23 protein-coding genes are annotated in these 25,161 nt (G+C 67.1%); 12 read left to right on the top strand and 11 right to left on the bottom strand.

Annotated features, from left to right (window positions below; translation table 11 throughout):
* Positions 1-370: 370 nt before the first annotated feature.
* Positions 371-1,189 (top strand): transposase family protein, encoded by an 819-nt coding sequence (locus AB0M65_RS20335; protein ID WP_364029428.1) that lies wholly within the window; start codon positions 371-373, stop codon positions 1,187-1,189.
* 270 nt (positions 1,190-1,459) lie between these two features.
* Here the strand turns inward: AB0M65_RS20335 and AB0M65_RS20330 are convergent, their stop codons facing one another.
* A complete protein-coding gene (locus AB0M65_RS20330) occupies positions 1,460-1,615 on the bottom strand; it encodes an AbiV family abortive infection protein (RefSeq protein WP_364029430.1) in 156 nt (51 codons plus the stop codon).
* Positions 1,616-2,977: 1,362 nt separating this feature from the next.
* Between AB0M65_RS20330 and AB0M65_RS20325 the strand changes: the two genes are divergently transcribed.
* The 5 genes from AB0M65_RS20325 to AB0M65_RS20305 all read left to right on the top strand — a co-directional run bounded on the left by AB0M65_RS20325 (position 2,978) and on the right by AB0M65_RS20305 (position 8,765).
* On the top strand, positions 2,978-3,133 hold the full coding sequence (locus tag AB0M65_RS20325; RefSeq protein ID WP_364029426.1) for an anacyclamide/piricyclamide family prenylated cyclic peptide: 156 nt from the start codon (positions 2,978-2,980) through the stop codon (positions 3,131-3,133).
* Between the two features lie 36 nt (positions 3,134-3,169).
* Positions 3,170-5,509, top strand: coding sequence for a S8 family serine peptidase (locus AB0M65_RS20320; RefSeq protein ID WP_364029424.1), 2,340 nt, complete (start codon positions 3,170-3,172; stop codon positions 5,507-5,509).
* A 20-nt stretch (positions 5,510-5,529) separates the two neighbouring features.
* Positions 5,530-5,757, top strand: coding sequence for a hypothetical protein (locus tag AB0M65_RS20315; protein ID WP_364029422.1), 228 nt, complete (start codon positions 5,530-5,532; stop codon positions 5,755-5,757).
* Complete coding sequence (locus tag AB0M65_RS20310; RefSeq protein ID WP_364029420.1) at positions 5,754-7,436, top strand: S8 family serine peptidase; 1,683 nt, start codon at positions 5,754-5,756, stop codon at positions 7,434-7,436. Before AB0M65_RS20315 ends, AB0M65_RS20310 begins: the two co-directional genes overlap by 4 nt.
* A 456-nt stretch (positions 7,437-7,892) precedes the next feature.
* The gene (locus AB0M65_RS20305) at positions 7,893-8,765 is read left to right on the top strand and encodes a hypothetical protein (RefSeq protein WP_364029418.1); all 873 of its coding nucleotides are present in this window, start codon (positions 7,893-7,895) and stop codon (positions 8,763-8,765) included.
* Between the two features lie 243 nt (positions 8,766-9,008).
* On the opposite strand, the gene AB0M65_RS20300 is transcribed toward AB0M65_RS20305, so the two are convergent.
* Complete coding sequence (locus AB0M65_RS20300) at positions 9,009-10,241, bottom strand: amidohydrolase family protein (protein WP_364029416.1); 1,233 nt, start codon at positions 10,239-10,241, stop codon at positions 9,009-9,011.
* A 26-nt stretch (positions 10,242-10,267) separates the two neighbouring features.
* Here AB0M65_RS20300 and AB0M65_RS20295 point away from each other — a divergent pair, with 26 nt between their 5' ends.
* Entirely contained in the window at positions 10,268-10,879 is a 612-nt protein-coding gene (locus AB0M65_RS20295; RefSeq protein ID WP_364029414.1) for a TetR/AcrR family transcriptional regulator, read from the top strand.
* 423 nt (positions 10,880-11,302) lie between these two features.
* On the opposite strand, the gene AB0M65_RS20290 is transcribed toward AB0M65_RS20295, so the two are convergent.
* From AB0M65_RS20290 to AB0M65_RS20280, 3 genes are all read right to left on the bottom strand, one after another.
* Positions 11,303-11,854, bottom strand: a complete 552-nt coding sequence (locus AB0M65_RS20290; protein WP_364029412.1) for a dihydrofolate reductase family protein — start codon at positions 11,852-11,854, stop codon at positions 11,303-11,305.
* Between the two features lie 408 nt (positions 11,855-12,262).
* A complete protein-coding gene (locus tag AB0M65_RS20285) occupies positions 12,263-12,550 on the bottom strand; it encodes an RHS repeat-associated core domain-containing protein (RefSeq protein ID WP_364029410.1) in 288 nt (95 codons plus the stop codon).
* A 78-nt stretch (positions 12,551-12,628) separates the two neighbouring features.
* Positions 12,629-13,084 carry a hypothetical protein gene (locus tag AB0M65_RS20280; protein ID WP_364029408.1) on the bottom strand — a complete coding sequence of 152 codons (456 nt, stop codon included), beginning with the start codon at positions 13,082-13,084 and terminating at the stop codon, positions 12,629-12,631.
* A gap of 416 nt (positions 13,085-13,500) precedes the next feature.
* Here AB0M65_RS20280 and AB0M65_RS20275 point away from each other — a divergent pair, with 416 nt between their 5' ends.
* The 4 genes from AB0M65_RS20275 (at position 13,501) to AB0M65_RS20260 (ending at position 18,675) form a co-directional block, all read left to right on the top strand.
* On the top strand, positions 13,501-14,028 hold the full coding sequence (locus AB0M65_RS20275; protein ID WP_364029406.1) for a PadR family transcriptional regulator: 528 nt from the start codon (positions 13,501-13,503) through the stop codon (positions 14,026-14,028).
* Complete coding sequence (locus tag AB0M65_RS20270; protein WP_364029404.1) at positions 14,025-14,771, top strand: ABC transporter ATP-binding protein; 747 nt, start codon at positions 14,025-14,027, stop codon at positions 14,769-14,771. The genes AB0M65_RS20275 and AB0M65_RS20270 overlap by 4 nt, the downstream gene beginning before the upstream one ends.
* 5 nt (positions 14,772-14,776) lie before the next feature.
* Positions 14,777-16,606: an FtsX-like permease family protein gene (locus tag AB0M65_RS20265; protein ID WP_364029402.1), complete on the top strand. Its 1,830-nt coding sequence runs from the start codon at positions 14,777-14,779 to the stop codon at positions 16,604-16,606.
* A gap of 503 nt (positions 16,607-17,109) precedes the next feature.
* Positions 17,110-18,675 (top strand): FAD-binding protein, encoded by a 1,566-nt coding sequence (locus AB0M65_RS20260; protein ID WP_364029400.1) that lies wholly within the window; start codon positions 17,110-17,112, stop codon positions 18,673-18,675.
* A gap of 94 nt (positions 18,676-18,769) precedes the next feature.
* On the opposite strand, the gene AB0M65_RS20255 is transcribed toward AB0M65_RS20260, so the two are convergent.
* Both AB0M65_RS20255 and AB0M65_RS20250 read right to left on the bottom strand, forming a co-directional pair.
* On the bottom strand, positions 18,770-19,447 hold the full coding sequence (locus tag AB0M65_RS20255; RefSeq protein ID WP_364029398.1) for a response regulator transcription factor: 678 nt from the start codon (positions 19,445-19,447) through the stop codon (positions 18,770-18,772).
* Positions 19,444-20,664 (bottom strand): histidine kinase, encoded by a 1,221-nt coding sequence (locus tag AB0M65_RS20250; RefSeq protein WP_364029396.1) that lies wholly within the window; start codon positions 20,662-20,664, stop codon positions 19,444-19,446. The genes AB0M65_RS20255 and AB0M65_RS20250 overlap by 4 nt, the downstream gene beginning before the upstream one ends.
* A 165-nt stretch (positions 20,665-20,829) precedes the next feature.
* Here AB0M65_RS20250 and AB0M65_RS20245 point away from each other — a divergent pair, with 165 nt between their 5' ends.
* Entirely contained in the window at positions 20,830-21,957 is a 1,128-nt protein-coding gene (locus AB0M65_RS20245) for a UDP-N-acetylglucosamine 2-epimerase (RefSeq protein ID WP_364029394.1), read from the top strand.
* Positions 21,958-22,450: 493 nt separating this feature from the next.
* On the opposite strand, the gene AB0M65_RS20240 is transcribed toward AB0M65_RS20245, so the two are convergent.
* From AB0M65_RS20240 to AB0M65_RS20225, 4 genes are read right to left on the bottom strand one after another with little or no spacing between them, the layout of a single operon-like run.
* Complete coding sequence (locus AB0M65_RS20240; RefSeq protein WP_364029392.1) at positions 22,451-22,726, bottom strand: PRC-barrel domain containing protein; 276 nt, start codon at positions 22,724-22,726, stop codon at positions 22,451-22,453.
* The gene (locus AB0M65_RS20235) at positions 22,713-23,117 is read right to left on the bottom strand and encodes a hypothetical protein (protein ID WP_364029390.1); all 405 of its coding nucleotides are present in this window, start codon (positions 23,115-23,117) and stop codon (positions 22,713-22,715) included. Before AB0M65_RS20235 ends, AB0M65_RS20240 begins: the two co-directional genes overlap by 14 nt.
* Positions 23,114-24,340 carry a divalent metal cation transporter gene (locus tag AB0M65_RS20230; RefSeq protein ID WP_364029388.1) on the bottom strand — a complete coding sequence of 409 codons (1,227 nt, stop codon included), beginning with the start codon at positions 24,338-24,340 and terminating at the stop codon, positions 23,114-23,116. Before AB0M65_RS20230 ends, AB0M65_RS20235 begins: the two co-directional genes overlap by 4 nt.
* Positions 24,337-24,789 carry a hypothetical protein gene (locus tag AB0M65_RS20225; protein WP_364029386.1) on the bottom strand — a complete coding sequence of 151 codons (453 nt, stop codon included), beginning with the start codon at positions 24,787-24,789 and terminating at the stop codon, positions 24,337-24,339. The genes AB0M65_RS20230 and AB0M65_RS20225 overlap by 4 nt, the downstream gene beginning before the upstream one ends.
* Positions 24,790-25,161 lie beyond the last annotated feature (372 nt).

Below are 25,161 nucleotides of genomic sequence, written 5' to 3'. Positions count from 1 at the left end.
GTTGCCGATCCACTCCACCAGCGCGGCGACCAGCAGCCGTGGCAGATAGCCGGCTGGACACTTTTCGTCCTATGGGGACCCCTCATGACGTTTCCCTGGTGCTTGGGCTCGCTCGGCCTGGGCGCTGTGCCGCGGTGGAGTGCCGCTGCCCCCAATGGGGACTTTTCATCCTGTTGTTGCTGGTGGGGAGGGGTTGCGGGTGCCGGGAGTGGTTGTGGTGGCGGGGAAACTGTGGCGCGGTGTGCCCGTAACCCCCGAATGCGAGGTGTGGCGTGAGCGGGCATAAGCGAAGCCCTCGGCAGGATTTGCAGATGTGAGTCAACAAACAACCGAGGGCTCCGAGGCCCTTGTCTACCAGAGCACCCTTCCCGTGTCGAAACAGACCGTCGTGATGGCCGGTGACCTCATCCGTAAACACCGCGAACAGGTCGGGTCCCGATGGCGCAAAGCGTCACCGGGCAAGCAAGCCCTGCTGGTACTGGTGGTACTGCGCCACGATCAGCGCTTGGAGGATCTGGCCGCCGGCAACGGGATATCCGCCTCAACACTGCGCCGGTGGGTACTGGAACTCATCGCGTTGCTTGCAGCCCGCGCACCCAGACTCAACCGGGTCCTTACCCAGGTACGTGCCATCGGCGCCACTCTGCTCCTCGTCGACGGCACCTTGATCCGCACCCGCCGGCGCACCGGGAAAGCCAACCGCCGCCACTACAGCGGCAAACACAAACGCCACGGCCTCAACGTCCAAGCCATCACCGACACCGGCGGCAACCTGCTCTGGCTCTCCTGCGCACTGCCCGGCAAAACCGCCGACATCACCGCCGCCCGCCGACACAAACTTCTCGACCACCTCCACACGGCAGACCTCGCCCTCGGCGGCGACAAGGGCTACCACGGACTACACAAAGACCTCCGCGAACTCGCCAAAAAACCTGCCACCGCAAACCGGGACCACACTGTCATCACCCCCATCAAAGCCGAGGTCAACCGCCCTCTCACCGACGCCGAAAAGGCCTCCAACTCCATCTTCAACGGACTACGCTGCGCCGTCGAACGAGCCTTCGCCGCCCTCAAAACCTGGCGGATCCTCGACAAACTCCGCCTCAACCCCCGCCATGCCACCACCCTGCTCCGAGCACTACTCGTCCTCGTTCAACACCAACAAAAAACACACCACCCAACACCCTGACCAGCACAAACCAAGATGAAAAGTCCTCAATGTGGCATTGGGGACGATCAGCGTCCCCAATGCCACATTGGGGGCAGCGCACGCGACCGGACAGGGCCGCAGGACCCGAAGCTTTTTTGCGATGCTGGCCTCAGAGGCGGCTTGTTCGGCTTCTTTCTGCCGTTGCTCGTATGCCTCCTCAAACGAGTCGAGGTTCGCCACCTGTTCTCGGATGCGGCTGTAATCCCCCCAGAACTCGGCAAGCTCGTCGCCGAACACGACGGCTTCAAGCTACTTCGCGGTGTGACTGCGTCCATGCTGAGCAAGCTTGCCGAGTTCTTCCTGTGCCAGGACGCGCAACGAGCGAGCACGCCCATACGAGCCCGCGGCCAGCAAAGTATGGGCATCAGCGACCAGAGCGGATGCGTTGTCCATCAACGCCTTCAGAACTCGCGCGCAGCGGACGGGCTCATCTCGACCATGACCTCAGCCTGCCGCATCGACCAACCAGCCTCAACTTGGAGCAACGCGAGGCTCGCTGGGGTCTTTCCTGCCGATCACTGCTGGTCAGGGAGCAATTCGTTGACTGTCGCGACCGGCCGACGCGGCAGCGGCCGAGCAAGGTGAGCTTGCGACGCACGACAGGTGAAGAAACGATCCACAGGCCACGGTGGTCGTCGGAGCAGAGACTGGTTAGTGCTAACAGAGATGCCACGCCCTCCAGCTCCAGGAAGTTCACCCGGTCAGATCAACCACGATCGTCGACGGCACCGTGTACGTCACCTTGCCGAACGCCGTGGTCAGCGCGGCTGCCGCGGCCTCGTCGAGTTTACCGATCATGCGCCCGGTGATACTTCCTCGGCCGGGCCGGGCCGGACACCGTCACCGACCCGGACAACCGACTCCGATGCCGAGACGACGTCCGCAGAGTCGAATGGATCGGCGGACCCGGTCATCGCAGAATTCCGGTACCGGAGGCCACTACCCTGCCTTAGTGGTCGGTTTCGGAAGTCCTTCGGGGTCTCGACCGCCCAGCTTCCCGCTGGACGTACGACCGAAAGGCCCGAGTACAACCCCACTGAGTAACTACACGGCTTTGATACCGGTATCTCCGACGCTGGTGCAGCATCGTGTCGGCGGCGGTTTCTGCCTCATGAGAATGAGAGTTTCTTGCTGGCCTCATATGGTGAGATGCTGTCAGCCATTCGCCACACATGCCTCAGCGTTCTTGACAATTGGTGTCCAATACCAGGTCGATATAGCCGCGAGGGTGACGCGGGTCGTTCGATCGGCGACTGCCGGCGGTTGCCGCGTGTGGTTTGAGCTTATGCCTCGGATACGCTGCGTCCACTAGCGGGTGTGGCGGGAGCCAGGACCATGCCTGCTCTCTCGGGTTGTCGCCGAGTCGCACTCGCTAATTTGACAAACATTGAGAAACAAACGCTCTCGACCAGCGCGTCAGGCCGGCCGTCAGTTGACAGATATCGATTTACTCATGAAACGCGGAGTGAACGCTGCACCCGGTCTGAATTCTCGATCGAAGGACACTCCAGAAGGCGACTGACTCCAGGAAGTCGCTGCCCACAAGTCCGGGCCATCTGTCAAATGAAATCTAGTCTCGCTCTTCATCTCAGCTTCTTGACTATGGCTAGGTCGGTGAACTCGCAACTGTTCCAGAGGGTGGTACATGAAGGGATTTTGGGTAGCTGGCACCGCCCGGTCGTGTAATTGACTCCTTTTTCAGAGATTAATAGCGTGGTCTCTCGTCCGGTTTCCGCCGGAATTTCCGTCGAATATAAGGAGAGTCGCATGTTCGAGCACGAGAACGCTCTCGCGCCGCAGATCGTCGAGCCGGTCAGCCGTCCGGCAGCGGGCACGGCGGCCACCGAGGAGGGTGTCGACCAGTCCATCTGGGGCGGCATCCAGTTCAAGAACATCCCGTTCGCGGGTGACGACGCCCGATGATCCGGTGCCCACGTCGCGGTACCGAGCGGGGGAACCGTGGCTGAGCTTTCCGCGATCCCCGGCCTGGCCGCGTTGTGGGCACGCACCACCGGAGACGACCGGATCCGGGTGGCTGTTGTCGACGGAGCGGTCGACAACAGCCACCCGGCGCTGGCCGGTGTCGCCCTGACGACAGCAAGATCGCTTTGGCCCGCCGACGCGACGCCCGGTGCGCGGGGTGCGCACGGGACGGCCGTCGCCGGCGTGCTCGCCGGGCGGCACGGCGGTCCGGCACCCGGCGTCGCACCTGGTTGCCGGATCATCTCGGTGCCGGTGTTTTCCGACCGGCGGCCGCGTACCACGCAACTCGATCTCGCCCGGGGTATCGAGGCCGCGGTGGAAGCGGGCGCCCATGTGGTCAACGTCAGCGCGGGCCGGTTGTCCGCCGCCGGCGGTGCCGACGACCTGCTGGCACGGGCGGTGCGCCGGTGCGCCGAGCGCGGCGTGCTCGTCGTCGCGGCGGCGGGCAACGACGGGTGCTTCTGCGCGCACGTGCCCGCCGCGTTGCCGTCCGTGCTCGCGGTCGGCGCGCTCGCGGACTCCGGAAAGCCGCTGGCCGTGAGCAATTGGGGCGCGGAGTACCAGCGGCGCGGCCTGCTCGCACCGGGCGAGAACCTGCTGTGCCCGCTGCCCGGCGGCGGAGTCGCCCGCCGCACCGGGACGAGCCTCGCGACCCCGCTCGTCGCCGGGGTCGCGGCCCTGTTGCTCAGCCTGCAAGTCGCCGCGGGCCGCAGGCCGGATCCGCGGAGGATCGCCGACGCTTTGCTCACCACCGCGACACCGTGCGGCTCGGACGATCCGGTCGCCTGCCTACGCCTCCTCACCGGAACACTCGACATCGAAAGGGCGGTAAACCTAGTGACAACCCAGATCGAAGAAGAGCAAGTGCCTGCCGAGCCCGAGGTCGCCCAGTCGTGCGCATGCTCGGACGTCACCCCGGCGCCCGAACCCGTGGTGACGCAACAGGTCGTGCACCGCTACGAGCCGGCACCCGACCGAGAGGAGGTCGTCCCGTCGGCCGTCGAGCCGGAGCCCGAACCGAGTTCCCTGGTGTATGCGATCGGCGCGCTGGGCTACGACTTCGGCACGGAGGCGCGGCGCGACTCGTTCAAGCAGGCCCTCGCCGCGTACCAGAACTCGCAGCCGATGCCCGCGGACGCGCAGCCGAAGCCACCGCCGAACCCGTACGACGCCAAACAGCTCGTCACCTACCTCCGGAAGAAGCCGTCCGAGTCGAACCGGCTGATCTGGACGCTCAACCTGGAGCTGACCCCGGTCTACGCGATCGAGGGTGTCGGTGGCTTCGGTCCCGAGGTCTACCAGCGTCTGGTCGATCTGCTGGATGGCCAGGTGGCCGCGACGACGACCACCGAGTCGGAAGTCGACGACGCGGCCGAGGCCGACCGGCGCCTGAAGCGGGTGCGGAAGTTCCAGAAAGACCCGCGCGATCTGGCGAACCTGAAGAAACTCATCCAGGACGCTGGGGAATCTGAGTTCAAGAACATCGCCGAAGACGCGTTCCACCAGGCGGACAACGCGCTGCACCACGCGAAATGGATGTGTATTACGGCACGCAAGTACGCCAAGCCGGACGATCCACGGCTCAAGACAGCGTTGGACGCGAAGAAGGCCGCGGACGAGGCGTGGAAGAAGGCGCCGGAGTTCGGCAAGCCCACCAAGGACAAGAACAAGCTGATCGAGCAGGCGGAGTCGCTGGCGGAGTCGGCGAAGAAAGCCCTGGAATGCGCCGAGGCGGCCCACCCGATCATCAGTGGTGAGCGCACCAAGCGGTTCATCGAGCGCGTCGCGCTTCCAGGCCGGGTCACCGGCCGCACCGTCCGGCTGTTCTCCGGACAGGTCGTCCCGGTGATCGAGCTGGAGCAGACAGAGGGCCTGGTCGGCTGGGACGTCAAGCAACTCGCGGCTGCTGCCGTGGACGCTGATGACGACGTCGATCTCCGCCATGAGCAAGACGACAACCGGCCCCAGTCAGAAGAGGTCCGCGAAGCCTTGCGGGACTTCCTCAACCGCATCTACTTCGAGCTGCGCAATCTGGGCAAAGCCGCGGCGGACCGGGCGCTCAACTACGCGGCGACCAACGCGTTCCAAGCAGGCCAGACGTTCGCCCAGGCAACGAAACAGAAGCTCGTGCTCGACGAGTTCGGCGTCGAGAAGAGCCCCTACGCGCGACCGGACAGCGACTCCTGGGACATCAAGCTGAGCTTCTTCAACCCGCTCGACACCCGGCGGGCCCGGCTCGTGTTCCGCTACACCGTTGACGTGAGCGATGTCTTCCCGGTCACGGTCGGCGCCGTCCGCAGCTGGCGCGAGTCCTGAGCCCGGAACGGAGACCAGTCATGTCGTACTTCCCGGAACAGACGCCCCCGGTGCGACGCCCGGAACTCGTGCGAACCGAGGACCTCTACGTGGTCCGCGAAGCACAGCGGCGGTACTCACCGACGTCGGCGGAGCGGTGGAACCACCTCTACGTTCAGCTCGTGCACGGCTACAACCTCAACGACCCGCAGTCGTTCGACCTGCCCGCGTTCCACCGGCTCGCCCAGTCGGGATCGTCGGACGGATGACCGCACTGCGCGACATCCCCGGCGTTTCGGAGCTGTGGCGGGAGTCGCCCGGGCACCCGGACGTCGTGGTCGGCGTCCTCGACGGCAGGCCCGACCTCGGGCACCCGGCTCTGCGGGGCGCGGACATCGAGGTGCTCGAACCGCGCTGGCTCGGATCGGCAAGGGACGCCGGACCTCCGGTCGAGCACGGCACGTTCATCACGGCCGTGCTGTTCGGGCGACATGACAGCGCGACACCGGGGTTCGTGCCCCGGTGCCGCGGTGTCGTGGTCCCCGCCGTGCGGGTCGAATCCGACGGCCTCGACCCGCTCAACCTGGCCCGCTCGATCGAGGCACTCGTCGCGGCGGGCGTGCACCTGATCCACTGCTCGGTCGCGCTGCCGACACTGTCGGGCGATGCGGACCCGCTGTTCAAGCGGGCGGTCGCGGCGGCCGTCGAGGCGGGCGTACTGATCGTCACGCCGACCGGCAACGAGGGCGGCCGGTCGCTGGCCGCGCCGGGCATCCTGCCCGGCGTGCTGGCCGTGGGCGCGTACGCCGACGACGGCACGATGTTCCGCTACAGCAACTGGGGCAGCGCCTACCTGCCGCACGCCGTGGTCGCGCCGGGCGAGTTCGAGCACGCCGTCCCCGGCGGTACCCGGCGCCGCAAGGGCACCAGCGTCGCCGCGCCGGTCGTGACGGGCATGGCGGCGCTGCTGGCGAGCGCGCGGGTCGGCAGAGGACTGCCGGCCGACCCGCTCGGCGTGCGCGACGCCCTCGTGACGACGGCGAACCCCTGCGGCCTCACCGACAGCGTCGGGGAACCAGGACGGTGCCTCGCCGGCAGGGTGGACCTGCGGGCCGCGGCCAGGGTCGCCGTGGCCGACGACGTGCTGCCCAGCCTGCTACCGCTACCGGTGACACCGGTGTTCGCGCTGGGGCGCCTGGGTTTCGGGTTCACATCGCGCCAGATCCGCGACCGCTTCACCCATCCGGAAGACCCGTGCTGGATGGCGGAGTACCTGGCCGCACACCCAGACACCGCCGTCGATCTCGTGTGGACGGTGGAAGTCGACGGCTCTCCACAGCACGCCGTCACGCCGGCCGGCCCATATCGCAGCGAGATCTTCGCGAAGCTCATCGCAGTGCTGGCCGCGCAAGAACGCCCCGGGCCCACCGTCGACCTCGTGTCCGTGGCCGGCACCGCCGGCGGGACGCACGTGCGCCTCATCGACGGCGGGGTCGTGCCGGTGGCCTCGCTGTCCGCGCCGGTCCGCCTATCGGCGTGGTCGGTCACCGACCGGGTCCGCATGACGATCTCGGCCATCGCGCCACCACCGCACCTCGTGCGCCGGATCGAGGCGGCCCTGCGCGACTTCGTGGACGCGGTGACCGGTGCTCTGCGCAACCCCGGCCGCCACGCGCCCCAGCGTGCGCTCAACCACGCGGCCGTCGACCTGATCCCACCCGCCCGCGCTCTGGCCGCCGCCTCCGCGCGCGATCTCGTGCTGCGCGACCTCGCCGTCGCCCGCAGCCCGTACGGCCGCCCCGACAGCGACAGCTGGGACATCTGCCTGGAGTTCACCAACCCCGACGACGAGTACAGCGCCACCACCGAGTGGCGATTCACCGTAGACGTGGCCGACGTGGACCCGGTGTCCTTCGGCGAACCCCGCACGTGGACAAGACGCACCTAACCTTTGTCCGACGACGCTCAGATCGCCGAAGGAACGGCTGGGCCACGATGTATTCGACAGACTTATCGAAATCTGCAAACAAATGGCGGGCCAGTTTCGAGCCGTGACCGGCCCGCGGCATAAGGCGAGCGTGGCGGCCCGGCAACGCTGAACCCACGCCACACGGGCTCTGCCCGTGGCAGTTCTCCCCTGTTCCGGCGGCCCCTTCAAGGCTGGTTGCCGGTGGCGTGGCCGACGAATCGGACGGCCAGGTCGCGGAGCTTTCTGTTTTCTCGCGGTCCGGGCATGGCGCGGACGGTTCTGCGGCACGACCCGGCCTCTCGCCGAGGCGAACCCGGCGATTGCCTCGCCTGGCCCCGCGACACGTTCCGCTCGCGAGGCCATTCGGGTATTCTCCAGGCAGGAGCGCCGGGAAGTCTGGTCGGCACGTCATTCGTCGACCCAGAGGGAGTTCTCGTGGCCACGCAGCCTTCAGTTCCGATGCTTCTGGACCGGCGACGGATGTTCTACCTGGCAACCATGGTCGTGGTCGTGCTTTTCCTTGCCTCCGCCGTCATGCTTTGCCTCGGTCTGACTGGGGACGGCGGCACCGCCTTCGTGGGAAGCGTCGAATTCGTGACCAACGTCGTGATCATCTCGGTCGCGCTCCTCGCTGCCGGGATCTCATGCGTCGTCGCTCTCCACTACGGTCGTAAGGTACGCGGGGCTCCGGTCGTCACCTGGCTTCCCACGGAAACAGGCGTCGCGCAGGAGCCCGGGCTCGAGGCTCAGCCCCAGCGCTTTCACACCATGGGCCACCTCGCTATCTTGCCCTCCGGTTTCTGCGTCACGGCATTCGGTCTTATGGTGTGGCTCTCGTTGGCGATGCGTTCACCCGGACTCGCGATTCTCTTCGGCATTCCACTGGCCCTCGGGAGCATGGTCAGCTTGACCGCCTGGGCCGGATGGCACAGAAGAGCCAAGTCGGTGCGGAGGACAGGCTGGCACACCGCGACAGTCGTCGACATCGAAGTCTTCACAGGGCGTCTGGCCCCACGACCGGTGATCACGATCGGCTTCGAAGACGGCAGCACGATCCGGCTCCGTTCGATCATGTCGACATACGGAGCTACTTATCAAGCAGGACGCCGCGCTTTCGAGGCATGGGTCGGCGGCGAAGACACCGCCATGGTCGTCTTGTTCGAACACGGCAGCTTCCGAAAAGGCCTCTATCCGGTACCTGTGAAGGCCATCGGTCCACGTACACCTTCGCAGAGTTCGACGCCCCTTCGAGATCAAACCGGCGGTCCGAGCTGGGCCAAGCGGGTCGCGACTGGCAGAGACGGTTAAGGCGCCTTCGTTCCCGGTCTTCGAACTGAATCCGCACCACCGTAGCCAGCTACCTCGCTGCTGCCTCAGCCGTCATTGTCATTGAGAAAGTGTCATCGATCCTGAGACCCTACAACGCGGTCGCCAATTGTAGGTTCTCAACCTACGGAACAGTCTTGGCCTTTCTTCAGCTCTTCACCTTGCCTGGGATATTGATGCCTTCGCGGCGACTCGAGTCAATCGTTGTCGCGTTCACCGTTGTGGTCACGACCGTGCCTTCTGAAGGTGGGTGGCGCGTGGGATGCGTTGACCGTTTCGCCAGATGGCGGTGATGTCGCGGGTGTTGGTGATGTTGCTGGTGGGGTCGCCGTCGACGAGGAGGAGGTCCGCGCGGAGTCCGGGTGCGATGCGGCCGCGGTCGGTGAGTGTGAATCGGTCGGCTGGTGCGCTGGTGGCGGCGGTGAGGGCTTCGATGGGGGTGAGGCCGGCGTGGACGAGGAGTTCGAGTTCCAGATGGAGGGTGGCGCCGTGGGCGGTGTCGGGGTTGGAGGCGTCGCTGCCGGCGAGGATCGTGACACCGGCGTCGCGGAGTTGGCTGAGGGTGTGGCGGGGAACATCGAGGTTGTAGCGTGCTTCGGGGTTCAGGGGGATCGGGCCGAAGCCGAGCATCTGGCGGGATGTGGTGTCGAGGTAGGGCTCGATGCGGTGGTCGGCGAGCAGTTCGGCTCCGTGTGGTCGGCCGAACAGTCCGTCGAGGACGGCAAGGGTCGGGATCACCGCGGTGCCCTGTTCGGCGAGTAGGTGCGGCAGGTCCGGGTCGACGCGGTCGAGGAACAGGTGGCCGAGAACGTCGATGCCGGCGCGGGTGGCCGTGGCGGCATCGACGGCGTTGAGAGTGTGGGCGATGGTGAGCCGGTTGCTGGCGTGGGCGTGGTCGATGAGCGCGGTGATCGTGTCCTCGCCCAGCTTGGGCAGGGGTGTTCCGGTGGTTGATCCATCGTCGATGAGGATCTTGATGTAGTCGGAGCCTTCCGTCAGCCGGGCGTCGATGAACGCTTCGGCGTGGGCGGGTCCGGTCAGGGTGGGGAACGGCGGTAGGTACCCCATCTCGACCAGGTACCAGCCGTAGCCGCCTGGCACGGTGGCCGCTGTGCCGGCGGTTCTGACGTCGGCCATGGTCGGCGTGGTGCCGGCTTGCCGACGAAGGGCGGTGATCGCCGCCGGGTCAGCCATCAGGTCCAGCACGGTGGTGACCCCGAAGGCCAGGGCCTGTTCCAGGTTTCCCGGGAAGACGTGCGCATGGGCGTCAATGAGGCCGGGCAGCAGGGTCTGGCCCCGGCCGTCAACGATCTCGGTGCCGTTCGCGATTGGCGCCGGCTGGGTCGTGATCGTGGTGATCAGCCCGTTGTCGACGGTCACGTGGGCGCGGGTCAGAACGGTGTCGCCGGTGAACACCCTCACATCGCGGATCGACACGCTCGTTTTCGAATCATACATGCGTGTATGTATACCACAATGGTGAGATGCGACGATCACCTGAAGAAGCGGCCCAGACGCGCCGGGCTCTGCTCACGGCCGCGTTGGAGGTGTTCGCCGAACGGGGCTATGCCTCGGCGACGCTGGCCGGCATCGCGGAACGAGCCGGGTTGACCCGTGGCGCGGTGTATCACCACTTCACCGACAAGGCCGCGCTGTACCTCGCCACGATCGCCGAGAACTGGGGTGAGGCCGCCGGCCCGGTCTGGGCGCATCTCGAGCACCCTCACCTCGAGCCTTGGGAGCGGATTCGCCGGTTCCTCGTGGCGTTCTTCACCGCCTTTGAGCACAACGCCACCCTGCGCACCACGTTCGCGATGTCGATGCAGGGAGGTGAGTTCCCTGAGCTTCACGTCGGTCTTGAGGACAAGCGGCGGGTCATGGATGCCTGGGCCAACCAGCTCACGGAATTGCTGACGGCGGCCGGCGAGAGCGGCCAGGGCGCCGCGGTGGCGCCGGAGTCCGGCGCGATCGCGATCATCGCCGCGGTCAACGGTGTCGCCGCCACCTGGCTGGCATGCCCCGATCTGTTCTCACCCGCCGCCCAGGCAGACGCCCTCGCCCACGCGATCCTGCACGGAGTCCTCTCCGCGCGATAACTCACGTCGACAGCTTGGGTGCGGGTGGTGACGAGGAGAGTGCCCCGCTTGAACCGGTCAGCGTGGGAATGGGGTCTCCCGTACCAGATCCAGTACAACGGCAGGGACTACCGCAACACCCTGACGTGCGATGGCGCGCAATGTTTCCGATGGATCCTGAAGCGGGTCGCCAAGGTCGCCGCGGGCGAGAAAAAAGGGTTCGAGGAACATCGGAACGATGGACGGCAATAAGCCCCTGACGGTGCTGGTCAGTGCGGTGCACGAGCCAACGCCCAGGTCGATCTTGAGTCCTTCCGCAGAAAGTCGATGATTATCTGCGATAGACCTCGGAGGGCTCCTTAAGCACCGTCCACCGTCTCGACACTGGCCGCCGCCTGGGCGAATCGTGTCGGCCGTTCCGATAGTGCAGGTGGGTCACGCCGGTCAGCGGCGGACGCGGTAGCGGATGTGGGTGGCTTGCGGGGTGTCGATGACGCGAATGATGTCCAGGGTGACGAGCGAGGGCAGCAGGTCGAAGAGTCGGCGGCCGGCACCGAGTAGCACCGGGATGTGATGGATCTGCACCTCGTCGAGCACCCCTGCCTCGATTGCACGCTGCGCGACGTATCCGCCGCGCACCTGGACGTCCCGGTCCCCGGCGGCGGCCTTCGCCTGTGCCATGGCGCTTTCGATTCCGTCGGTCACGTAGGTCACCAACGGGTAGTTCCACCGGGCGGCCGGGCCGGGTGGCCGGTGACTGGGTACGAAGATCGGGGCGCCGTTGTGGTCACCGCCCCAGTGATCCATGAGCTCGGCGGTCCGCCGCCCTGCGAGGACGGCACCGGCGGCGTTCCACTCGGCTTCGAATTGTCCGGCAGGCCCGCCGGCAGCAAACCAGTCGTGGAGCAACTCGCCGTTCTCCCCGCCGAGGAAGTCGTTGGGATCGGCGATGTACCCGTCGAGTGACATCGACATGTCGAGGATGGATGTAGACACTTCGACCTCCTGCGGTCTTAAGTCAACTGGGCCCCTGTGGGCGCCATCTGTCTAGGCGTCGAACGGCCGATGCCGGATTCGACACGGGATCCAAGGAATCTCGGACCGGAGCCAACACGGGATCCAAGCCGACTGGTTGAGCATTCGCACCGGACTATTGGCCGCTTCTATGATCGGGCGCGCCACGGGTCCACCTCACGAAGAACAGGCCACAACAGTTCTCGAAGCACGACCAACCACCGATCTGCAGACTTCGGGGTCAGTTCATCGGCGCCGAGCAACCCGGCCGGTTCGGCGGTGAGCCCGCCACACGGGTGAACAGGGCGATCGCGTCGGCGCGGCGCAGGGAATCCAGCATGACCGGCTTGACCTATTCCAACCGGTGAGATGGCGACGGACGGCTGGTGATCAGTGCCAGGCAGCCAAGGATGGCAGGCTGACCGGCGAGTTGTTGGCATAGTTGTAGCCGTTGGTCTGCTGTGAGTCGGCCGGGCGCGTGATCGGGTCCAGCGATACGAACCGGCCCAGATCCGCGTCATAGTCACGAGCACCGAGGTGCAGCAGCCCAGTTGAGGCGTCGTTGATGCCGCCGACGAAACCATGCAGGACACCGCCCGTGCGCATCGCGACGGCCAGTCCACCGTGGGTGTAATACCGGGTCGTGGTCGCGTCGCCGCTTGCCTTGTCGAGCCGCACCTCTGCTGCCCGAGATCGTCGCCGAGCTACCGGCCAACGGCATGACGGACGTCCGTTGGCCAGGTGGTCCGGTCGAACCTACCGGCCGGAGCGAATCTCGCGTCGAAGGCGCTTGTTGAAAGTATGAAGGGCCTTAACGACATCCTCCTGGTCCGACACCTTCGTGGTGCCTTCTTTCCGCCACACCAAGCCAGCGAACTTGTCGGCGGATTCGCGTGTCTCATCGCGACACAGCAGATGTATCTGCGACCTACCGGTCTGTAGCTTGTCCTGCCACGCAACGCGATCCTCTGTCTTGAGTCGGCGCTGGTCACTGCCATCGAGCTGGGACTCATAGAGATGCAGGCCAGCTGTGATGAAGTCCGCGGCGCTCTTCAGCTTCTGTTCCCGCAGCCAACGCCGATCTTGATTGCGGCTTGTTACCCACGCACCAAGCAAAACCCCAGCTAACCCGATGAGGGCCCCAACCGCGCCTGGCAAGGAATTCCCCACGCAAACCACCACCTTCGAGACTCGAATGGCCTCGATCTTCATACCTCACCCTGGGTGCCGCTCACACGGTGATCGGCATATGCGGACTTCGACAAGCGCAAGAGTGAACTCGGCAACTGTGGCTGGCCGTACGGGACGAGTTGTCAGCATGAGCACACTTGGCTGCGGTGCGCACAATCGCATGTGAACCCGAAACGCTGCCCCGCCTCGACGAATCGGGGTCCGATTTAGAGGACCGAGCGCGGCGACGCACTGCGGCTCCCCGGCTGAGTCGTGCCGGGACCGACCCGCTTGAGAGCGGGCGAAGCGCCCTCAAGGGCACAAGCGGGGATTCCACCGTGTCAACTGTTTGCGTCGGCTTCGCTGGTCGCGGTCCCTGCACGTGGTACTGCGCGGACTTGACGGCGAGGGGGGATAACCGTTAGATACTGTGGCTAACGGTTATATAGGGAGGGTCGGTGCAACAAGAAGTGGTGCTGGCGATGCTGGCGAAGGAGCCGTCGCACGGCTACGAGCTGCGCGCGCGGCTGCGTGACGCGCTCGGCCCGCTCGGCGAGGCGATGAACGCTGGGCACGTCTACGTCACGTTGACCCGATTGGAGAAGGCCGGCCTGGTCGCGGTCGACCGGGCCGCGGATGACGCCGCCCGGTCGGATCGCAAGGTGTACGTGCTCACCCCCGACGGCCAACAGCGGGTCGCCGAGTGGATCGCCGAGGTGAGCTGGCCGAAACCCGACCTCGCGGAGTTCCATCTCAAGCTGATCGCGGCCGCGTCGGCCCGGTTGGCCGACCCGCTCACCATCGTCGACACCCAGCGCCGCGAGCTGTTGCGCCGGTTGCGGGACGTCCAGCGCGCCGTCATGGCCGAGCCGGAGCACTCGGACTCGGCGTTGCTGTTGGAGGGCATCGTGCTCCGGCTTCAGGCGGATCTGCGCTGGCTCGAGGCATGTGAGCAGAACTGGACTTACCGAAGGAGTGGTTCGTGAGCAACGTCGTCGAGACTCCCGTACTGTGCGCCCGCGGGTTGCGCAAGGAGTACGGCAAGGGGGAAGGGCTGGTGCGTGCCGTCGACGGAGTCGATCTCGACGTCCACGCGGGAGAGACGGTGGCGCTGATGGGGCCCAGCGGCTGTGGGAAGTCCACGCTGCTGCACCTGCTCGGGGGGCTGGACCGGCCCTCGGGTGGAGAGGTAGTGCTGAACGGCCGGCGCATCGACAACATCGGCGAGAAGTCCCTGGCCCGGATGCGACGGACTGACGTCGGCTATGTCTTCCAGTCCTTCCACCTGATGGAGGAGCTCACCGCCGTGGAGAACGTCGAGCTGTCGGCACTGATGGCTGGACACTCGCTGCGGGCCGCCCGGCGGCGTGCGGAGGAGCTGCTGGATCAGCTCGGGCTCGCCGGCAGGTCCCGCTTCCTGCCTTCCGCGCTGTCCGGCGGTCAGCGGCAGCGGGTCGCGGTGGCCCGGGCGTTGAGCAACGACCCGCTGGTGGTTCTCGCCGACGAGCCGACCGGAAACCTGGACAGCGCCGCCACCCTGGACGTCCTGCAGCTCTTCAAGCAACTGCACGAGTCCGGGCAGACGTTGGTCATCGTCACCCACGACGCGCGGATCGCGGCCACCGCGGACCGGATGTTCTCCATGCGCGACGGCGCGCTCGTGGACCAGACCCGGCTGACCGGTGGCAGCACCGGGAATCTCGGCGTGCTACTCGGATTGGAGGGCTGACCGGAATGGGTCGCATCCTCCTCGTGGTCCGCCTGGCCCTGCGGGACCTCCGACGGCGTCGCACCGAGGCCGTGCTTCTGCTGCTCGCCATCCTGGCAGCCACCACCACGCTGACGCTCGGACTGGTTCTGCGTGACGCGGCCAGCGACCCGTACGAGAGCACCCGAGCGGCGACCAAGGGATCCGACGTGGTCGCCAGTGTTCTCAAGTCCGCTGACCTAGCGGCCCTTGAGAAACTGGCCACCGCTTCCGGGGTCACCGAGCACAGTGGACCGTATCCCGTCATCGCGGGGAAGCTCGAGGCGTCCGATCGCACGTCGGATGTGCAGATCGAGGGGCGCGACGCCACCAGCGCGGCGGTCGATCAGCCCGAGGTGACACGGGGCAGTTGGGTCAGCGACGACGGCGTGGTGCTCGAAGCCGCCTTCGCCAACTCGCTCGATGTGAGCGTTGGTGATTCGGTCACCCTGGGCGGCAAGTCGTTCAAGGTCGTCGGTGTCGCCGTCACGGCAGCCATGCCGCCCTATCCGGGGGCGTCCTGCATCACAGCCTCCGGTTGCATTAACGGCGCCATTCCGGCGGACCAGAAGCTGCCCGAAGGGTTGCTGCACAATCCCGGGTTGGTGTGGCTCACCCGGGCGGACGTGCGGGGCCTCGCCCCGTCGGAGGACTCGATGTCCTATGTGATGAACCTGAAGCTGGCCGACCCGGACGAGGCCCAGGCCTTCGTCGACTCGAACGGCGCCGAGCATGGCGGCGCCATGATGCCCATGCAGACCTGGCAGAGCATCCTCGCCGACGCCACCGGCCTGGCCAAAGACTCCCAGATCCTGCTGCTGATCGGAGCCTGGCTCCTCGGTCTGCTCGCGGTGGCGAGTCTTTCGGTGCTGGTCGGCGGCCGGATGGCCGATCAGACCCGACGCGTCGGGCTCCTCAAGGCAGTCGGCGGCACACCGGGTCTGGTCGCTGCCGTGCTGCTCGCGGAGTATCTCCTGATGGCCATCGTCGCGGCGGCGGCCGGGCTGACGATCGGGGCGCTGACCGCTCCGTTGCTCACTGAGTCGAGCGCCGGCCTTGTCGGCAGCGCAGGGACCGCGTCGGTGACCATGTCCACAGTCGTTGTGGTAACCATGGTGGCCCTCGGGGTCGCGGTGGCGGCGACCGCCGTCCCGGCCGTGCGCGGCGCCCGCACCAGCACCGTCAGCGCGCTGGTCGACGCAGCACGCCCACCGCGGCGCACCGGTTGGCTGATCGCACTCTCCGCGCGACTGCCCGTCCCGCTGCTGCTCGCCCTGCGGATCGCGGCCCGCCGGCCGCGACGGGCCATCCTGGGTGTGGTCAGCATCGCGGTCACGGTCAGCGGGATCTTCGTTCTCCTGGCGCTCAACACCTACCTCGGCGACCAGCCAGGCACCGGCGCGTACAGCGAAGCTCAGGTGACGGTGCTGCAGCGCGTGCTCGGAGTCTGGACGGTCATCCTGCTGTCCCTGGCGGCGGTCAACGCCATCGTGATCACTTGGGCGACGGTGCTCGACAACCGACATGCCTCAGCGCTGGCACGTGCTCTCGGCGCCACCCCGCGGGACGTAACCGTCGCCCTGGCGACCGCGCAAGTGCTGCCCGCACTCCTCGGCGCCGTCCTGGGTGTCTTCCCAGGAGGCTTCCTGCTGTTCGCCGCCATTACCACCATCACCGGCGGCGACAGTGAGAAGACCACGCTTCCCATGCCCTGGCAGCTGATCGCCCTCGTGCTGGCCACGGTGCTGGCAGTGGCGGCGCTCACCGCTGTTCCCGCCCGCCTCGGCGGCCGCCGACCCGTGACCGACACCCTCTGAGCCGGGGTCGCATGATGCCCTTGTCAGCGTCGCGGCGGCGGTGTTCATGATGGTCTGGTCGTCGGCTGAAGGACCTGGTGGACCTGACTTAAACAGGATGGACGCACCGCCGGCGACAATGAAACCCCCGCGCACAGTAGGGCCAGAAACCACTTCCTGCCCGACGACCTACTGACGGATATAACCGGCAGGAGCCTTGCCGACGACCGGGCTCCTGATCGGTTGTCAGATCCGTTGGCCTGCCGCGACTTTCACAGAACCGGGGGTTTCTGACCTCAGGTCACGAGAGCCCGGGTTTTCGTCGACCGATCGCTGATCGCCGACTGCTATCGCATCCTTCGGCGTCGTGTCGCAGGAAAGGTTGCGGTGATACCCGTCGGCGCGCCGAACTTCGACGACTGCGGCGTTGATCGCCGTTCCGGCAGCGGAGGGTGAGCGTGGATCGCCCGTCCTCGCCGCGGTTTCACCCTCGTGTGCGGGCCGTCCCGATGTTGGATGGGAACATGTCCGTACCGAAGATCGACAGAGACGATGTGCGCTACCCGGACTTGGTGCAGGGCAACAACTTGCGCTGGGTCGGCACGCCCGACAAGGTGTACCTGCCCCGCGACGCCGCCGAGGTCGCCGCCTGTGTGCGGAAGCTGACCGGCAAAGGACAGCACTTCACCGTGCGCAGCGGCGGGCACTGCTACGAGGACCACGTGTTCAACTCCTCGGTCCGCGCCGTGGTCGACCTGGGCCTGCTGCGCGTGGTCGAGCACGACCAGGAGACCGGCTGTGTCGCCGTCGGCCCCGGCCAGAGCCTGTGGGAGGTCTATCTCAGGCTGCACCGACGCTGGGGCACCACCATCCCCGGCGGAGAGTGCGCCACCGTCGGGGCGGGCGGGCACATCGTCGGCGGCGGTTACGGCCTGCTGTCGCGCCGCGACGGGCTGACCGTCGACTACCTGCACGGCGTGGAGGTAGTCACCGCCGACGGTGAGATTCGCCTGGTCACCCGCGACAGCACCGGCGCCGACCACGACCTGTGGTGGGCCCACACCGGCGGCGGAGGCGGCAACTTCGGCGTGATCACCCGCTATCTGCTGCGCGACCCGGCCGCCGGCGACCGCACTCCCCCGCACGAGTTGCTGCCCCGCGCCCCGCGGCAGGTGCTGCTGCACGAGCTCACCATCGGCTGGGACCAGGTCGGCTCCGACGGCGCGGAACTGGCCACGATGCTGCGCCGCTTCAGCCGATGGTGCGAGCACCACTGCGCGCACGACGCGGACGCGGACAACCAGCTGTTCGCCCTGTTCGAGGTCCTCCCGCAGTTGACCTCGAAAGCGCCTGCGATCACCCTGACCACCCAGGTCGCCATCGACGACAACACCCCCGACAGCCTGACCCGTGCCCGCGCCACGCTCAAGGACTTCCTCGGCGCGGTTCTCACCGTCGGCTCCGCCGCCACCCATCCCCGCAACCTTGACCGCTGGGCACCCCGCCCATGGCTCAACGCCACCCAGAGACTTGGCCAGGGCAGCTGGAAATGGCGCGCCGACTACAAGTCCGCCTACCACCGCCGCCTCACCGACCACCAGATCGACACCCTGGCCGCGACGTTCGCCGCCGCAGGACAGGGTGCCGAAGGCGCCCGAGTCTCACTCGACACCTACGGCGGCAAGGTCAACGCCGTCGACAAAGGCGCCACCGCCACCCCGCACCGCGACTCGGCGATCAAACTCCAGTACATGACCTTCTGGACCGAACCCGCCCAGGACGACGACCACGTCCAATGGCTGCGCGACACCTACACCGCGATTTACGCCGAGACCGGTGGCGTCCCCGCCGCCGCGAACGACGACCCCGACGGCACCGCCACCGACGGCTGCTTCGTCAACTACCTCGACGCCGACCTGCCCGCACAACCCACCACCGACGTGGCCAGCTGGTGGCAGCTTTATTACGGCGACACCACCTTCACCAAACTGGTACGCACCAAACACGCCATCGACCCCGACAACGTGTTCCACCACGCCCAATCCATCCCACCGACCCCGCCACGGCCCAAGGAACGTGGCTTGATTTAGCGGCACTGTCGGTGGCACAAAAGGTATCTGTCCAGTTCGTCGACGACATCGACGGCGAAGCCACCCAGACCGTGCCCTGCGCCCTCGTCCCGCGTCACCGTGGGGGCTGATCGCCGGGCGTTAACCGCAGCTGGCTGGCGAGCAGCGCGGCTTGCACCCGGTTGCTCAACTGGAGCTTGGTCAGGGTGCGGGACACGTAGGTCTTGACCGTGGACACGCTCATGTACAGATGTTCGGCGATCTCGGCGTTGTTCAGGCCGAGGCCGACCTGGCCCAGCACTTCGCGCTCCCGCTCGCTGAGCAGGTCGAGCCGTTCGGCGGCGTCCGGAAACGCGGTCGGCGCGGCAGGGGCGGGGCCCGAGAGGCGCCGCAGGATCCGGCGGCCGATCTCGGCGTTGAGCACCGACGCGCCGCCGTGCACCGCGCGGATCGCGTTGATCAGGTCCTTCGGCGTGAGCTGCTTGAGCAGGAATCCGTCCGCGCCGCCGGTGAGCGCGTCGATCATCAGCTGGTCGTCGTTAAAAGTGGTCAGCGCCAGAACGAGGGGCGGATCCGGGTCTTTCTTCAACTGGGCGGTGGCGATCACGCCGTCCACCTTGGGCATCCGCAAATCCATCAGCACCACGTCGGGTCGTTGCTCGCGGCAGACCGCGACCGCCTCGGCGCCGTCGCCAGCCTCGCCGACCACCTCGATGTCCGGCGCGGATTCCAGAATCGCCATCGTCCCGGCGCGGATCAGGGCCTGGTCGTCGACGACGAGCACCTTGATCATGACGCCGATCGTCGCACAGGGTTGTCGCCATCGCGCGGCGGCAGGTGGGCGCATAACACGAAGCGGTTCTCGTCCACCGCCGGCTCGGCGGTGAGGCTGCCGCTCACCAGCGCCGCTTCCTCGGCGAGCAGGCGCAGGCCGCGGCCCGTGCCGGGCAGGGAGGGCCGGTTCCGCGGAGCGAGCGGGCTCGTCACGGTAAGTCGCGCACCCCCGTTCGCGCAGGTGAGCCGGACGTCGGCGCGCGGCTCACCGGCGTGGCGCAGCACATTGCTCAACGCTTCGCGGACAATGCGGTAACACAGATCCCCGGTGGCCGGGTCGCACTCGTCGGCGGACTCGTCGACCTCGCAGGACACATCCACGCCGAGCGACCGGTAGTCCCGCACCAGGCTGTCGACGTCGGCGGTGCCGAACCTCGCCTCGTCGCCGACCACGTCCGGGGTGGACAGCACATCGAGCACCTCGCCGAGCTGCACAATGGCTTCCCTGCCGACCTCGACGATCAGCTCGCAGCGCTGTCTGATCGACTCGGTGGCGGCGGCGTCGACGCTGATCGCGCCCGCCGTGGTCGCCATCACGCTGACGTGGTGACCGACGCCGTCGTGCATCAACGACGCCAGCCGCGCCCGCTCGATCAGACCGCGTTCCCGCAGCGTGCTCTCCCGCAGCCGCTGCTGCCGCTCCGCGGACTGCACGGCGTGCCGCTCGCGCTCGGCCAACGCCTCCTCCAGGCTGTTCTTGGCCAGTCCCATGACGAACGGCGCGACCGCGGCGAGCGCCCAGTAGACCAGGCCGTTGAGGCCGTTCGCGGGCAGGCTGGGCTCGAACCCGAACTGGCTTCCGGCGCCGAGAGCCTGTTCGAACAGCGCTTGATGGGCGGACCAGACCAACAGCAGTGCCATACCCGCGGCGGCGAGCGGCCACCTGCGTCGTCTGGTGAGCGAGTAGGTCATCACGTAGATCGCGTAAGGCAGGTCGGTCAAGGCGAACGTGGCGCACGCGGCTGCCGTGGCCACCCAGTCGAACTCCCGTCGCCACACTGCCACCACGACCGCGCACAGCGCCGAGATGGCTGCGAAGGCGGCCGGTGTCGGCGTGGGTGCCACGCGGTGCAGGCCAGTGGACAACCCGACCGCAGCCGGACCGGCGATCACCAGCGCCACCATCACGTCACGTGACCGGCGTGAGCGGAACAACTGCTGCCAACGTTGCACCACTCACACAATGCAAGCAACACGGCCGTTGCCCGGCGACTCGCGCGGCCACGATCGGATGACGCGTCAACCTCGGTCCACAAAACGGCGCGGACCGTCACCGCGAGACGACGCGCCCGGCCCGTCGGAGGAAGTTACCTGCAGAGGACCGATTCTTTGGAGGCAACGATGACCACAATCCTGCAACACACGGAGCGCCCCGCCCGCCGGACCGCCACCCCTCACCGGCGGGCTCCGATCCCGGCGCCGCGTCCCGGCGGCGTCGCCGTGGTCCTTGGCGACCGGGCGGAGGTCTTTGAACTCGCCCCGGTGCTCGCCGGGCTGGACCAAGCGGCCCGGGTGATGCGCGCGGACCGGCGGCCACCATCAGCACCACACGACCGCAACTGCTCGATCGCGGTGGCAATGGAGCACTTGGCCCGGATGTTCGCCGCCGACTGCCCGGACGCCGTGGTCGTGCACGGCGCGTCCGACGCCGCGCTCGCCGGCGCACTGGCCGCCAACGCCAACGGCATTCCTCTGGTGCGGCTGGGCGCCGGAGTGCGCAGCCACGAGTTCGACTCGACCGACGAGCAGAACCGGGTGCTGCTCGACCACGCTTCCCAGGTGCTGTGCGCGCCGACCGCGGCCAACGTCGACAACCTGCGGGCCGAAAAGCTCGGCGGGCGAGACGTCCGGCTGACCGGCAGCACCGCGGTCGAGGCCGTGCACCACCGGCTCATGACGGAGGCGGACCGGCTCGCCGTCGTGCGCCGGTGGGGCTTGGAGCCAGACCGGTACGTACTGGCCACGATCGGCCACCCGGAGAACGTCGACGACGAGGAGGCGTTGTTCGAGATCATGAACCAGCTGGCCGGCCTGGTCGACGCCGGTCACCCGGTCGTGGTGCCTGCGGACCCGCGGACGGCGGTAACGATCGAGCGCGTCGGCGTGCTGTCGTCAGACATGGGCCTGCGGGTGGTGGACCGGCTGTGGCACTCGGACTTCCTGGCACTGGCCGCCCACGCCGGGCTGCTGGTCACCGACTCAGGCGCGGTGCAAGAGGAGGCGACGGTCCTGAAGCGGCCGGCTCTGGTCGTGCGACGGTCGACGGAGCAGCCGGAGGCGTTGAAGGATTTCGGCCGAGCGGTCGCCCGGCACGACATCACCGCGATCGGCCTGGACTGGGTGGCCGACAACGACCGCCGCGCCCGCCTGGCCGACCTGCCCTCGCCGTTCGGTGATGGGAAAGCCGGTGCACGCATCGCGGACGTGATCCGCGCCCTGGTCCGGCCCGCGGTTCGCCTCGCCGGGTGACAACAGGGAGCCGCGCACTTGTGAAGGACGGCAGGTGGCCGGGTTCGTGGTCGAGGCCAGCGCGGGGCGCACCGAAGGTTCTGCTGGCGGCACAGATGATGAGTTGCTTCGCAGACGGTTGTCGCTGCGCCCCACCGCCGGTGTCGCCGTCGGTGGCGAGTGGCATCCAGGTGCTGGGGCGGGCAGGGGTGAACCCGGGCGGCGGGCGGGTCCTGCGCCGCGGCGGCGGGTCGACGTGGAGTTGTGCGAGTGCGGTGTCGGTACGGTCGCGCCACACCGGGTCCGGGGTGGAGCGCAGGTCGAAGGGCACGATCCAGGCGTCGGAGCCGGTCCCGGCGGTGGAGCCGATGAGCCAGCCGCCGGGTCACTCGGGTGTGGGTGTGGTGACCTGCAGGCCGAGCAGCTCGATCTCACGTTCGCGTTCCTGGATCACAGCACCGAGCCGGGTGGCCTCGCGGTGCTCACGTCCGCAGGCAAGTGTCCGGTGCGTTCGTCACTGTTCTGACGGGGAGTCGAGGCGGATGTCGGCCCAGGGAATTTCTCGGGCTCCGCGATGCAGGACGGCGGCGAGACGATTGATGAGCCAGGGCGCGTTGATGCCGGGTCGTTCGTAGCCAAGGAGCCGGCCGCGGTGGCCTGGTGTGACGAGGGCGGCGACGAGTTGGTGGGTACCGTCCGGGCCCGCCTCGGTGAGGAGATCGGCGATCTTGCCGAGACGATGCCCCTCCTGGTCGTAGGCCACCCGGCCGAGCAGTTCACTTGCGCGCATCGCGGGCTCCGGGGATCCGGCCGATGATCCGGTCGCGCAACCAGCGTTCCAAGGGCGGGGTGTCGAAGAGTTCACGGCGGAGGCCGATAGTGATCTCACTGTCCACTTCGATCACGTCGTCGAAGGGGATGCGGAGCGGGCCTGGGTCGCTATCGGAGCGCATGCGGTGGGCGAGGGCCGAGATCCACTGCCCGAGCCGTCCTCCGATCCGCTCGCCGAGTGGCTGTTGGCCGATGAGCAAAGCGGTGATGGTGGTCCGGCCGTGCTCGTCAACGTCGAATTCGACGTCGTCGACCTTGCCCATCTTCTGTCCCGCCGGATCGATGATCTGACGGTCGAGGAGGTGGAAGTCGACTCGCAGTGGATCGGGTCGGTGCCGGTGTGGCGTCATTGGCCTGCTCCGGTGATGATCATCAGAGGGATAGCGGCGATGGCGACGATCAGGATGACGACCAAATAAGTGACTCCGAGGAGGTTGCGTATCGGCCCGTTGACCTGGTCGCCGAGGTAGTCGCGGTCATTGGCCACAATCAAGATCGGCAGGTAGGTCAGCGGAAGGACGACCGCGGAGAACACCAGTGAGTACTCGGTGAGTTCGACCGGGTCCACTGTCGTCAGCAGCAGGGCGGCACCCAGGACGACGCTGGTGAGCACCACGGTGTGAAAACGCGCCGCCTGCCGCGGTGCGACCCGCTTGCCCCATTCCCAGCCGAAGTACTGCGCGATGGTGTAACCGTTGGACAGTCCGGTCTCCAATGCCGCACCGAAGGTTGCCGCGAACACCCCGATGATCACGATCGCCAGCCCGACCTTGCCCAGCGCCATGGCCACGGGAAGAGTCGTCTGCCCGATACTGTCCACGGAGACCGACAGGGGTTCGAACACCACCGCGGCACACGCCATGACGCCCAGCGACAGAAGACCACCCAAAGGGAAGCCGACGAAGACGTTGACCCGGGCGGTGACCAGGTCCTTGCGGGTCCAGTTCTCCTCGACGCCGCCGGAGGAGAGGAAAAACACCTCGTAGGGTGTCATCGCGGCCGCGAACAACGCGATCGCGAAATACCCATAGGTGGCCCAGTTCTCCGTGTCCGGTGGGCCGCTGGTGAGTTCCGATCCCAACCGGGCCCAGTCGGTGTTCAGCGTGAACAACGCGACCACGAACACGACCAGGGTAAGCCCGAGTAACCCGAAGAATCGTTCCAGGTTCTCGAACTTCACCCGCCACAGCACCACCCACACCGCGGCCGCGGCGAGCGGAACCCACAGCAGGTAGTGCACGCTGCTCGCCAGGTGCAGGGCCAGCGCGACACCGCCGATCTCCGCGCCCAGCGTCAGCAACGTGATCAGATAAGAGCCGACGAGATTCGCCAACGCGATCCTGGCGCCCAGCCGCTCCCGGATCAGGTCGAACACCGGGCGGCGGCTGACCGCGGCGACACGGCTCGCCATCTCCGCGTACACGCAGATCCCGACGACGCCGACGACCACCACCCACGCCAATCGCAGTCCGAACCGCGCTCCTGCTTCGGAGTTGGCGACCAGATCGCCGATGTCGACGAATCCGCCGATCGCGGTGAGAATCCCAAGGGTGATCGCGAAGAGGCGTTTCATCGGTACCGGCCCACGAAAACAGCCAGCTGATCACCCAGATCAGTAAGCTCCCGCACCGCGGTCCCGGCGGCGGTCACATCATCGTCCAGCGTGATCTCGGCCGCGTTCACTTGCCGGATCGACGCGGCCAACAGCGGGACGATCTGCGCTTCGACACTTTTGGCCCGCGCGTCCGGTACTTCCTCCGCGGCCATCTCTTTTTGCGCCGTGCCCAGTGCTTCTCTCGACTGCCAGAAAACCTGCGAAACGTAAGGTTTCAGCGTCCGTCCATCACGGGCGGCCTCCACGACCAAGGCGACGGTGCGAACCTGGCCAAGCGCGTCTTGTGCCGCTTGGACGGCTGTCTTGCGGTAGTCGTCGAATGAAGTGGGTATGACCACCGGGGCAACGAAAGCCGCAAAGGCCACTACAGCACCCGACAGTGCGATCCAGCCCGGTCGACCGATCATGGGGCAAAACTACGCCCAGAGCCCCTTACCTGCTGGCCGGTCGACCATTCTCCGGCTCCGAAGCGGGCAATCGCCCCGAAACCGGTCTCACGCCGGCGTGGTCTCCGAAGGAACGATGGCGCGCTTCTCCGACCCGCGATTCAGAAGACGGCGAGAGGATTGACCGGAATTCCGGTCAGGCCGTGGATACGCGGGGCGCGTGATCGATCATTAACACGGTGCGGTGCGGGTCGCCTGTCTCAGAAAGCTGGCCGAGTAGGGCAGCACTGTGTGACTCTGCCGTGGCGCTGGGCGAAGGCCACAATTCAGGTGCTCGGCGAAGCGGTGCAGGTTGGCGGCGTGGTGTCCGTCGATGTGATCCGCGAATTGACT

Source organism: Amycolatopsis sp. NPDC051071, from assembly GCF_040682875.1.
Taxonomy (GTDB): domain Bacteria; phylum Actinomycetota; class Actinomycetes; order Mycobacteriales; family Pseudonocardiaceae; genus Amycolatopsis.
The sequence above is the reverse complement of the archived record's forward strand: the minus strand, read 5'-3'. Positions and strand labels throughout refer to the sequence as shown.